Source organism: Nocardia vaccinii NBRC 15922 (genome assembly GCF_001613305.1).
Lineage (GTDB): Bacteria > Actinomycetota > Actinomycetes > Mycobacteriales > Mycobacteriaceae > Nocardia > Nocardia vaccinii.
The window spans coordinates 1-11,673 of record NZ_BDCC01000091.1 but is presented as its reverse complement, the minus strand read 5'-3'; the positions used below and the strand labels follow the sequence as shown (position 1 = coordinate 11,673).

At 61.4% G+C, this 11,673-nt stretch carries 11 protein-coding genes; 7 read left to right on the top strand and 4 right to left on the bottom strand.

Annotation, left to right across the window (positions count from 1 at the left end):
- Positions 1-16 precede the first annotated feature (16 nt).
- The 7 genes from NV1_RS40075 to NV1_RS40045 all read left to right on the top strand — a co-directional run bounded on the left by NV1_RS40075 (position 17) and on the right by NV1_RS40045 (position 6,864).
- Entirely contained in the window at positions 17-1,102 is a 1,086-nt protein-coding gene (locus NV1_RS40075) for a phosphotransferase family protein (protein WP_169813543.1), read from the top strand.
- Entirely contained in the window at positions 1,099-2,244 is a 1,146-nt protein-coding gene (locus tag NV1_RS40070; RefSeq protein ID WP_067904375.1) for an Rv3169 family protein, read from the top strand. The genes NV1_RS40075 and NV1_RS40070 overlap by 4 nt, the downstream gene beginning before the upstream one ends.
- Positions 2,241-2,525, top strand: coding sequence for a helix-turn-helix domain-containing protein (locus tag NV1_RS46550; protein ID WP_067904372.1), 285 nt, complete (start codon positions 2,241-2,243; stop codon positions 2,523-2,525). The genes NV1_RS40070 and NV1_RS46550 overlap by 4 nt, the downstream gene beginning before the upstream one ends.
- A 629-nt stretch (positions 2,526-3,154) precedes the next feature.
- Positions 3,155-3,628 (top strand): winged helix-turn-helix transcriptional regulator, encoded by a 474-nt coding sequence (locus NV1_RS42965; protein ID WP_169813542.1) that lies wholly within the window; start codon positions 3,155-3,157, stop codon positions 3,626-3,628.
- A gap of 153 nt (positions 3,629-3,781) precedes the next feature.
- Complete coding sequence (locus tag NV1_RS40055; protein WP_084526631.1) at positions 3,782-5,347, top strand: class I adenylate-forming enzyme family protein; 1,566 nt, start codon at positions 3,782-3,784, stop codon at positions 5,345-5,347.
- 32 nt (positions 5,348-5,379) lie between these two features.
- On the top strand, positions 5,380-5,796 hold the full coding sequence (locus NV1_RS40050; protein WP_067904366.1) for a nuclear transport factor 2 family protein: 417 nt from the start codon (positions 5,380-5,382) through the stop codon (positions 5,794-5,796).
- A 270-nt stretch (positions 5,797-6,066) separates the two neighbouring features.
- Complete coding sequence (locus NV1_RS40045; RefSeq protein WP_067904359.1) at positions 6,067-6,864, top strand: SDR family NAD(P)-dependent oxidoreductase; 798 nt, start codon at positions 6,067-6,069, stop codon at positions 6,862-6,864.
- A 755-nt stretch (positions 6,865-7,619) separates the two neighbouring features.
- Here NV1_RS40045 and NV1_RS40040 read toward each other — a convergent pair.
- Genes NV1_RS40040 through NV1_RS40025 form a run of 4 tightly spaced genes read right to left on the bottom strand, consistent with a single transcriptional unit; the run spans position 7,620 to position 11,560 of the window.
- Positions 7,620-8,045 (bottom strand): nuclear transport factor 2 family protein, encoded by a 426-nt coding sequence (locus NV1_RS40040; RefSeq protein WP_067904356.1) that lies wholly within the window; start codon positions 8,043-8,045, stop codon positions 7,620-7,622.
- Between the two features lie 16 nt (positions 8,046-8,061).
- Positions 8,062-9,471, bottom strand: a complete 1,410-nt coding sequence (locus tag NV1_RS40035; protein ID WP_157117718.1) for a phosphotransferase — start codon at positions 9,469-9,471, stop codon at positions 8,062-8,064.
- Positions 9,468-10,016 (bottom strand): cupin domain-containing protein, encoded by a 549-nt coding sequence (locus tag NV1_RS40030; RefSeq protein WP_067904351.1) that lies wholly within the window; start codon positions 10,014-10,016, stop codon positions 9,468-9,470. The genes NV1_RS40035 and NV1_RS40030 overlap by 4 nt, the downstream gene beginning before the upstream one ends.
- Before the next feature lie 14 nt (positions 10,017-10,030).
- Positions 10,031-11,560, bottom strand: a complete 1,530-nt coding sequence (locus NV1_RS40025) for a class I adenylate-forming enzyme family protein (RefSeq protein ID WP_067904348.1) — start codon at positions 11,558-11,560, stop codon at positions 10,031-10,033.
- Positions 11,561-11,673 lie beyond the last annotated feature (113 nt).

Here is an 11,673-nt window from a genome sequence, read left to right as displayed (position 1 = left end):
GCAGAGACTACAGGCGGTGCCGACGTCGATCGACGCGGTAACCAACGACTGGCTCACCGAAACGCTGATTGCCGCCGGACACCAGGTCGAGATTGCCGGATTCGAAGCGACCCGGATCGGCAATGGGATGCTCGGCACGGCTCAGCGGCTGGTACTTGCATTTGTGGGCGGCAAGCAAGCCGATGCACCGTCGAGCTTGGTGATGAAATACGCCACCGCGGGTGAGCGCGGCCGGCGCACTGGCCGGGTCGGGTTCGGCTTTTCTGGACGTCCCGGCTTCTTCTCAGCTGAAGTGATCTTCTACAGCCGGTATGCGCCGAAGCTGGAGATCCGAACACCGCGGTGCTTTGCCTCATGGGTGAGCTCGGCAGGCGATGACTTCACTCTGCTACTCGAGGACATCGTCCCTTCGACGGCCGGCAACGAGTTTTCCGGTACGTCGGCGCAGCGGTCGATCGCCGCGTGCACGCAACTGGCGGGCCTACACGGCCCTTCTTGGGGACTGAAGGGAATCCTGGACGGGCAGGAATTCGAGCACCCCACTCGTGTGAGTGAGGCAGAGTTCTACGGCCGAGTGGTGCGGAGAAACGTCGAGGTCCTCACCGAACGTGGCCAACTCCTCGCCGAGGGCCGCGGCTTGGAACTGGTTCAACTGTTCGCAGCCCACGCCGATGAATGGTTTCTGGGTATGGGGGGACCAGCCAGCCTGGTTCACGGCGACTACCGCCTCGACAATCTGCTGTTCCCCGAGAATGAACCCACCGCGGTGGCGGTCGACTGGCAGACCTTCTCCCCCGGCTTCGCCGCTCGGGATCTTGGGATGTTCCTCGGCGCCTCCGTGCCAACTCACCTGCGCAGGCAGCACCAGGACGCACTGCTGAGCGCCTATCACACCAGACTGCTCGAACTAGGTGTAACCGGCCACGACGAGAGCGCTACCGAAAACCTGCTTCGAGTGGGCGTCTTCCACGGCGTCCACAACATGCTCACGATTCTGCGTGCCACCGACATCGACGATCGCGGTCGCCAGCTGGCCGAGACCTGGCTCGATCGCGCTGTCGCGACAGCCGACGACCTGAACTCCTGGAGCGTATTCGCATGACCGAGACGGCACAACTGACGGCCGCTGACGAGCTGCTGATCCACCAGCACCATGACACATTCGCATCAGTTTCAACCTCCGACCCCGCCTGGAGCGAGCGCGTCTACCTCCGCGGAACGGACCTCACCGGAGACGTCGCGGTAGCCTTCGGCTTGGGCCGCTACCTCAATCGCAATGTAATGGACGCCTACGGACTCGTATCAATAGGCAAAGCGCAATACAACGTCCGCGCGAGTCGGCGGTTGTTCCCGGACCCGCACACGACGATCGTCGGCCCCCTTCGATACGAGGTCGTCGAGCCCCTCGTCGCCGTCCGCGTAATCCTGGAACCGAACGACGCTCAGCCCGTAACCTTCGATCTGCGGTTCATCGGCGCGACAGAGCCATCGCCCGAGCACCATTCGATCCGACGCGGATACCGACGCGCCGAGGACGTGACACGATACATCCAGGTCGGCGCGGTCGATGGCCAGGTGACCGTGCATGGAAAGCAGTACCTGCTCGACGCGAACGCTTCCTTCGGAATCCGCGACCACTCGTGGGGCACACGGACAAACGTCGGACCGCTGGCAACCGACGAAAAGGCGAGCAGTGGCATCACGCCAAACAGTCGATTCCGGATGCTCTGGGTGCCTGGAAGACTCGAAACTGTTGCCGGCACCACCGCCCTGCACCTCGCTCATTGGGACGCCGCGAGCAACCGAGGTCGTCAGGACGAGAACACGACATCGATCCTCGATCCGAAGCTCGGGCGCATTCATGCGACAAATGTGGAATGGCGTCCGCGGTTCCACGAGTCGGGCGCGGTCGAGGTAGTCCACTTCGAGTGCGGCTTTGCAGATGGTTCGCGTCGACATTTTCGCATCGAACCAGTAGGCGACACAGCAAGTTGCCTGGGGCCGGGCCTGTACAACGGCTACCGGGGGCACTACCACGGCGAAAACCGCGGCTCTCTGCACATCGAAGGTGACACGATTACGGACGTGACAGTTCCCGAAATACAGCCGGACATTCATCAGCTCCGCGAGCACATCGCACGGATCGTCGATGAGGACACGGGAGACACCGGTTGGGGTGGCCTACAGATCGAGATGGTCGGTGAGTTCCCTGAGTTCGGACTGCCCATGCGGGACTATCGATGAAAAGCGCTCGCGCGCCCTACACACCTCTCCCCTCGCACAACCGAAGGAGCCTCGACCTCGAGCGACTTGTCGACATCGCTGTCGAACCCTTCCTCCAGAGGGGGTATGACGGAACATCGATGGCGGACATCCCCGCGGCGGCCGGCGCCCGTAAATCAACGCTCTACCACCATGTCCGAGGAAAAGAGGAGCTGCTTCGCAGCGGGTCTCAACGTAGCCTCATCGCCTACTCGGCGATGCTCGAAGAACCCGAGGCCACAGTTCTCAGCGATGCCGCGTGAAGGTTGTGGATTCCGCGTTCCCCGCAACCGTCCGGCCGTAGATGCTTTCGAGACCCACCGCCCCTCACCAGTAGGCGAATGCGAAATACCAGTCCAGATCAGGAAGCTCGCGTTCAATCGCAGGGACGCGTGTGACGGTGCTGATCTTGCAAGAGGATCACCTTCGTGGTTGAGAAGCGACTCGACTGCCGCAACGAACGGGTCGATGGAGACGCTCGGTACCGAAGAGGCTGGTGGGATGCTTGGTCGCCGAAATCTATGCTCTCATCTGCACAGCCGACCGATCGGTAGGGTGCAGTTTCATTCTTAGGTTAAATTAGAAACGTGTCAAGGGTCACTTGGCGCGACGGCCGGCTCGAGGGCCGTGAAGCACAGGGTGCGGCGACCCGTCCGTTAGCCCCACCCGAAGCGCCACAAGGCATTTCATGACGCGGAAGCCACCCACGATGGCGAAAGCTGGTGACAGGGTGACTGCGTATCGAGCGCCCCTTGGTCCACCGAACCTGATCGACCACCCCACCCCAACACCGCCCCCGACCCGGCCAGCAAGCACATCAGCCACGAGAAATATCAAGGTCAGACGGCCCCTACATTCAATTCGGCCACCTACACGCAGGTATAGTTGCGCCGTGTATCCCGAGCGAGCGCGGGACGGTTCTCGGCTACTGAAGAGGTCGACCGCCGTCATGGACACCCTGGAGATCCTCAGCGACCGTTGGGCATTCGCACTGCTGGTCGAGACATACTTCGGCGTCAATCGATTCGACGACTACCAGCACAACTTGGGCATCTCCCGAAACGTGCTCACAAAGCGTCTCGCCTCACTGGTCGACCAAGGGATCCTGCGCCGACAGATCTACCAGTCCAAGCCTGACCGCTACGAGTACCGCCTCACCGAGAAGGGCCGGGCGATGTACCCCATCTTCCTCGCGATTCAGCAGTGGGGTGAGCAGTTCCTGGACTCCGAGAACGACCACGACTGGGCGCTGATACACACCGACTGCGGCAACGCCACGCACCCACATCTGTGCTGCGATGCATGCGGGCGCGAGATCGTAGTCTCCGCAATGCGCCTCATGCCACGGAACGACCCATCGATGTAATTTAGAGCTTTTAGCAGCTAAGTTCCCATCGAGAACTATTGAGTTCTCAAGGAGAACTCTGTAGCGTCTTATCCATTCAGCCGCGCACCGCCATCCGCCAGCTCCTTCTGGAGTCAAGGCCCAGCGGCAGATTCCAGGAGAGGCGTTCACTCGATGACGAGCTACCTACGCGAAACCGCAGCCAGACTGGCTCGCGTTCGCGGCGATGACTTGGCGTATGCCGAGGGGCAGCGCACACGGACCTGGGCCGAGATCCATCAGCGAGCATGCCGGTTGGCGCGCGGGTTCCAAGACCTGGGCATCGAGGCCGGCCAACGAGTGGGAATCATTTCTCAGGACCACATCGAGATGATCGATCATTGGCACGCATGCTTCCGCGGCGGAATGGTTCGGGTCGGGATCAACTGGCGTTATTCTCCACGCGAGGTGAACCACATCGTCGAGGATGCCGATCTGAAGCTGATCCTGATCCAGGACAATTTCGTCGACACCTTGGCAGACCATCTCGAAGACTGGACAGCAGTCGGCAGGATCCTTGTCGGCTACGGACAAACGCACGGCCTCGAATACGATCTCGAGGAGATCATAGCCAGCCACGAACCTGATTACGCTGAACCCGTTCTGGAACCACGCTCGCCGGTGGCTATTTCATACACATCCGGCTCGACCGGCATGCCCAAAGGGGCAGTGCTGACACAAGTGGGAGCGGCGACTCAAATCGTTACGTCCCCATACTCCGCCGGATTCACTTCCGACGACGTCATCTTGAACAACCTTCCAGGCTCGGGCTTCCCGATCTTTATCCACACATACGGGATGTCCAGTGGCGCTACCACCGTTCTTCCGGGGCTGTTCAACGCCGAGGAAACAATCGAGACCGTCGAGCGGCGCGGCGTCACCGTGATGTTCTGCGTGCCTACAATGCTCAATGCAATCGAGCAGAAGTGTCGCGCACAGCGCCGACACCTCCCGTCGCTACGCACAGTCGTACTGCTGGGAAGCCCGGTTGTCCCCGCAATCGTGGAGCGAGCACACGAGACATTCGATTGCACATTCCAGAACTGGTATGGCTCCACCGAAGCAACAGGCGCAATCGTGATGGAACGCGACTTACTGGGGAACCTCGAAGCTGACGGTCCGGCGCCGGTAGGCCGTCCGCTGCTCCATGTCGACGTGGAGATTCACGACGACCAGGATCACCCCGCAGTACAAGGCACCACCGGTGAAATCTGCGTACGAGGACCTGTCATCGACCATTATCACAACATGCCGGAAGCGACGGCCGAGGCGTTCCGCAACGGCTGGTTCCACATGGGCGACATGGGCTATCAGGATGAGAACGGCCGAATACACCTCACGGACCGCAAAAACTTCATGATCATATCGGGAGGCTACAACGTTTATCCGGCCGTAGTCGAGAATGTATTGGCAAGCCACCCCGGTGTCGATGAAGTAGCCGTGGTCGGGGCAGCCCATCCCCGGTGGGGCGAGGCAGTTGTCGCGGTAGTCGTTCCTACGCCGGGGCGTTGTCCGGCGCCGGACGAGCTGGTGGAATTTTGTCGCAGTCACGTCGGCCTGTGGGAGGTACCCCGGCACGTGGAATTTGTAGATGAACTCCCGGTCGGGTCGACCGGAAAGATTCAAAAACGCGAACTTGCGAGGAAATTCCGAGAAAACCCCGACCGACTTGAATGGAACCGAGAGAACGCGACCACGTAAGCGTTCGTGCACCCAATGAGAAGGAGAATTTTATGTCAGATCCTGCCGTCACCGAGTCGTTGCTCAGCGACGAGGAAATCTTTGGCGCGACGTTGCGTTGCATCGAGGCATGGAACACGCTCGACGTAGAGAAGACCCTGGCGACCTATACCGATGACGTAGATTACCGGGACCCCGCAACACGAGGGGCAATCAAGGGCAAGGACGATCTGCGCCGATACCTCCGGAAGTTCTTCGAGGTATGGGATATGCAGTTTCGCGTTGTCGAGGACCGCCGAATTGCTGGCGCGAATGCGCAGGTATGCGTATGGGACGTCGAAATCACCCCGCGTAACGGCTCAGGGCCGGCCGTCGTCCAACGCGGCATGGACATGATCCACGTACGTGGCGACCAACTGTCACGCGATCACGCCTTCATGGATCGGTTGACCCTGCCGAAGCTGCCCTGACCACTGGGCGAAAACGTAGCGTCGCAGGGCATTCCACCGACGCTCCGGCACTCTCGATGACTGTCTCGAACTGGACGAGGCAGTCATCGTTTTCGGCGGGTCGCCATCGATACGCACTGCGGGCCGGAGCGGCTGCAACGTGTCGAGCACTTCTCGGCGGCCGCTGGACGAACCCCCTCCCCGGCCGTGACTCGAAGCAGAGCGCTCCCTCGATTTTTAATCGAAAATAAATTACTCTGATCACGATCGTCTACGAAGGAGTTGACCCGTATGGATCTGCAGCTGCACAACGCTCGGGTGCTCGTCACCGGCGGCGGCTCCAATATCGGCCGCGGCATCGTGCACGGCTTCGCACGTGAGGGTGCGCGCATCGTGATCAGCGACATCGACGGGCCCCAAGCGGAGAAGGTGCGAAGCGAAGCACTGGACCTCGGCGCTACAGCTGTCGAGGTCACCGCAGGTGACCTGACAACCGAAGGCGTTGCGCAGGTAGCCGTCGACCGAGCTGTCCGAAACTGGGGCGGCCTGGATGTGCTGGTCAACAACGCTGGATGGAGTGTGCCGGGCTTCATCGCTGAGGACACCGATCGCGCGAAGTGGCAGCGCACCGTGGAGGTCAACCTCTACACAGCCATCGCGGCCACCCAGGCTGCTCTGCCGGTGATGCGAGAGGCCGGTCAAGGAGCGATGGTTTTCATCGCCAGTGACGCCGCATTCGGGCAGATCCGCCAAGGCGTGTACGGCGCCACTAAAGCCGCCGTTATCGCATTGGCTCGCACCACCGCACGTGAGCACGGCCGGCACGGCATTCGCTCGAACGTCATCTGCCCCGGGCTCGTCATCCCCGAGGGGCCGGATGCCGTCGGCAAGGACAGTCTGTGGGCAGTTGGCGAGGATTCGGTTTTCAACGAGAAGCAGATCGAATTTCTACGCAAGGACATTCCACTTCGGCGCCTCACCGATGCGGCGGATATCGCCAACGCAGTCGTCTGGATCTCATCCGATGCGGCAGCACGGCAAGTCACCGGTCAGGTGTTCTCAGTCAGCGGCGGATATACCATGCCGTAACCCGCGAAGAACTTCCAGCTGATCGACGGCGCCCCGGCATGAAGCCGGGGCTACACGAAGCGAGCCGCCATACAGGTTTCGGGATCCTGACTCCAACATCGTCCGCGCAGCGTTGCGAGCACTTCTCCACTCACCTCGACGCGGGTTGATATTCCTCGGGTTCGGCGATGCGCGGTACAACCAATCGACCGTTTACGGCCTCCTGAGGAATGTCATCGAGAGGCGGCGGACGGATGTGAACGCGGGTGCGCAGAGGTTCACCCGAATCCCAGGACTCCGGGCGCCCGCCACCGGCCGGGCTCATGGAGAAATACCGCCTGGAGTCCGTGAATTGCTCCGTCGAGGTCGATACTGAGTGCGCACGCCATTCGTCCAGATTCATGTGGGCCACCGCGGTACAGGGTGCCGAGGTTGTCCACGAACACCGACGGCCCGCCGAAGGAACTCTCGGTATAGGCCACGCACAGCGCCGACGGTCGGGCAATGTGACGTCAACGTGTACGAACCGTGTGCTCGAGCCGGTCTCGGGAGCAATCCCGTCTTACCCCCGCGTCAAGTACGTCCGCAATCGCAACGTGTTCACCCTCACGCCACCGGCCGCCAAGCCGTCTGGGTGGCCCTTGGCATGTAGCTCTACGTTTTCCGAAACTGCTTTGCGATAAACATCACTCATCATGCTGATCGGCAGCGTAGTTTTACTATCTGACAAGGGTCAACCAGTCTGACACATTCACTCGGAAATGACGAGTGGAGAGTCAGGGGCGATTCAAGGCGAGAAGCGGTGCGCGGTCGATGAACGCCTCGTCACGCGACAGTTCACCACTGGTATTGACGTGAATGATATCCATACCCGAGGTAGCGACGGCTGACTTCGAGTCACCTCGCCGGCGAACGGTCACATTCCACAGGCACACTTGCGCGTTATCGCCGGAGATCCTGCGATCCTCGGTAACGTCGAACTGCATATCCCAGATCTCCAGGAAACGTCGAAGGTATCGGCGCAAGTTCTCCTTTCCTATGATTCGCCCGCCGCTACCGGGATCCTGATAGACGACGTCGTCGGAGTACGTGGCCAGGACCGCTTCCAAGTCCAGTGAATTCCACGCCTCGATACAACGACGGGTCGCGGAGAAGATCTCCTCGTCACCGAGAAGCAGTGCCCCCGAAAGAGTTTCATCCATTCCTGTCTCCATCCCTCTATTGATCGAGCTGCGCCCAGTCCACACGCTGGACTACGAATCCGCGCACATCGCGCATCGCCGGGTCGAGCAGTGCCTGTTGTCTGCGCAGTCTGCGGTAGAGCGCCCGGACAAGCTCGGCTTCGCGATCGGGCCCGGCCTGCAGAATAAATTCCTCGAGCAGGCGATCCGCTTCCTGCCAATCCCTCGGGCGCCGACCGACCAACTCGGCTGCTTCATCCAGGTCTCGCCGTTCGACGTCTCCGGCCAGCGCATCGGCGTTACACCCCGCGAGAGCCATGTCCCGGGCAATCCGAAGCCGGAAGGCAAGGTGGTCGTCTTCTGGCAGTTCGGCAAGGACGTCGGTGAGCACACGCTCGGTGGACAGCAGCCATGGCCGGCGACGACTGGCGCCACGGGCCAAAGGAGTCGGGTCATCGACCAGTTCGACGCCCGCTTCCTCCGCGATTATCTCCAGACAGAGGATCTGGGACATGACCGACCACGATTCCCATTGCGCCAGATCGAAACCCGGCTCGGGATCGGCTCGCGCCCCGGCGGACAGCAGTGCTGTCAATAGTGCGAACCGTACGGCGTGAAAGTTCACCACATGCCGGTCGACCGGCTCACCGGTGATCTTCTGGTAGTGCCGATAGGCATGCAGCAGATCGCCGATCGGTTGCGCCGTGTCCCTCATTCGCATGGCACCGAGATCGGCCAGAGGATCGCCGAGACAGGAGAACTCCACGTCCATCAGGGCCGTAACCGCGCCTTCGTGGTGCAGGAATTGCCCAGCGTCGAAATGGATCCAACGTACCTGGCTTCGGCCGACAGGCACGTTGCGATGGATCCAGCTCACGATGAACTCGTTGACCGGGTCCGGTCCGGGTTTCACGGAGCGGTACCACTTCTCCGACACCTGGAAACCCATCAAGCCGATCTCTTCGGCATCCTCGGGCCGACGCAGACCGATCGCGGTAAATTTTTCCGGCGGAATGGAATGAGCCTTCGCGAGCGCATCGATGTAGTGCTCGAGCACACTGTCACGGACAGGCTGCGGGTCCCGGTCATCGAAACGGTCACGGCCCGCCACGGCGTCCATGAGTATGCCCTCCGGGGCCGGGCAGAATCCATACACGTGGGGAACGAGTACGCCCTCATCCTGCAAGACCCGCATGATGCGGTACTCGCGCTCCACCGACAAGGTGCGGGTCCACGGCAGCGACTCCTCACGCTGACAACGCAGATACAGAGCTTTGACCTCGCCGTCGGGAAGTTCGACGTCGAAGAAGAAGGCGGGGCGCCAACGCGCCTGCCTCCGCCACGACCGTATCCGCCCGGCAGTCGTCGCCTCGACCCACTCGAAGGCCGGCACCCACTCCGGCTCCAGCCCAGGCCAACTGTTCCGAACCTCCGTCGAATTCGTCACGACCCTTCTACCTCAGTCCCTCGGACGGCCGGAATCATTGTCATCACGAAGATCGCGGGGCCATCGGACCGATTGCTCCAGGCATGCTTCGTACCGCGCTGGACAAATGTATCGCCCTGTCGCAGAACTACTTCGACTGTTTCGAGCACCGCGACGATCTCACCCGAAACCATAGTGATCACATCAACAGTGTCTGTTTCGTGGAACCCGTCGACCTCGGCATTGTCACGCGCCGAGGAACCCGCTCCGACGGCAGCCAGCGCGGCTTCGTACTCCGCGCTGCCCTTCCATTCATCGTCGGGCGGCAGTGCACACACGGTGACCTTGACACCGGCGGCAGGTGGGGCCAGATCGAAGGCGCCATTGAGTGTGCTGTCCGCGAGGACACGTGTCGGGAGAGCATCAGCCTGCCAGACGTCGTTGAGTGTGGCGACCGGCGTCGGTGCACGGGTGCCGGTCGCCGAGTCGGACAGCACCGCCGAGCGACCGTCCGCGTCGAGACCGGTGACAACCACCCGGCTCTGGAAATTGTCGAGACTGCTCATACCTTCTACTCCTGTTATTTTGCGCGTGTGCGTCGGATGCGCGGCACGTCCGACCAGTCGAGTTCGCGTACCTGACGTTTCAGGACCTTGCCGGCGGCGTTACGTGGCAACGGCCGATCGTGCACGATGATGTACTCCGGAACCTTGAAGTCCGCCAGGTTCACCTGCACCTCGGTGACGATCCGTTCCGGGTCCAGCGCCACCCCTTCACGCTCGACTATCAGCGCCCCAACCCTTTCACCGAAGGTCGGATCGGGGACGCCGACGACAGCCACTTCTGCGACGCCCTCGACTGCGGCCAGCGCGTTCTCGACCTCTGACGAGTAGACGTTCTCCCCGCCGCGGTTGATCATGTCCTTGGCACGGTCGACGATGTACACCCGTCCGGCCTCATCGATCGTGGCGATATCGCCCGTGCGCAACCATCCATCGACGATCGTCGCGGCCGTCGCCTGCGGGTTGTTCCAATATCCGACCATGACGTTCGGCCCACGGGCCAGCAGTTCACCGGAATTGCTGTCGTCGTCGGATCGATCGATGCGCAACTCGTTGCAGGGCATGGCGTAGCCGACCGATTCGGTGTAATCCTCGGCCTCGTCATGTGGCAGCAACGTCAGCACTCCAGTGACTTCGGTGAGACCGAAGCCGTTGCCAACACGTACCGCGGGGAACATCTTCTTCATCCGGCGCACTTGCGCCGGGGTGGTAGGCGCGCCGCCGTAATAGAGGCTGCGCAACGAGGACAGGTCAGTGCGCTCGAAGTCGGGGTGGTCCATCACCATCGCGTAGATCGCCGGTGCGGACACCGTCGTATTGATACGTTCTCGCTCGACCGTGGCCAGGAATCCAGCCGGATCGAACCGCGACATGATGACCGCAGTGCCCCGCAGGAATATGCTGGTGACCAGCTGCATGTGGCAACCGGTGGCGTGAAACAGCGGCACCGCAATCAATGTGCGCAAATCGGCCAGTTCCTCGTCGCCCATGTCGGCTGCCATGAATCGGCGGGTGTTCTCCGAGTTCGTGAGGACCGCCTCGTGCGTCAGCATCGCCCCCTTCGGGCGACCGGTGGTGCCGGAGGTATAGAAGATCGCAGCCACGGTCGTGGAATCCGCCGGGGTGACTGTGTGTGGCCCCGAAGGGAGATCCGACGCGTCGTCGATCACTACGGCCGCACCACTGTCCGTCACCACATACGCGGCTTCCAGCTTCGAGAAGCGGGTGTTGACCGGCACGACGATCGCTCCAGCCAAGATCGCGCCCAGGTAGGCAACAATCCACGCGACTCCGTTCGGCAGATTGATCGCAACCCGGTCGCCGCAACGCACACCGCGTTCACGCAACCCTCCCGCCAGCCGACCAGCACGATCCCAAAGCTCCGAATAACGCAGCCGCTCTCCATCGATCTCGACAACCGCCTCTCGGTCCGGCCGATCACGAACGGCACGTTGCAAGACTTCAACCAGCGAAGACCCGAAGTTCTCGTAGTGCATGAGGCCGTCCGGACCTCGGTTCATTCGACTGACGTCGAAGGGTCCCTCCATCGACTCCACCTTCCTTTATTAATCGATTTTAGATTATATAGAACCAAGTGTCGCATGGGGAGGCTTTCAGCAACTTCCCCCACCTGCGGCCCGACCGTCGTCGGCAAGCCCCT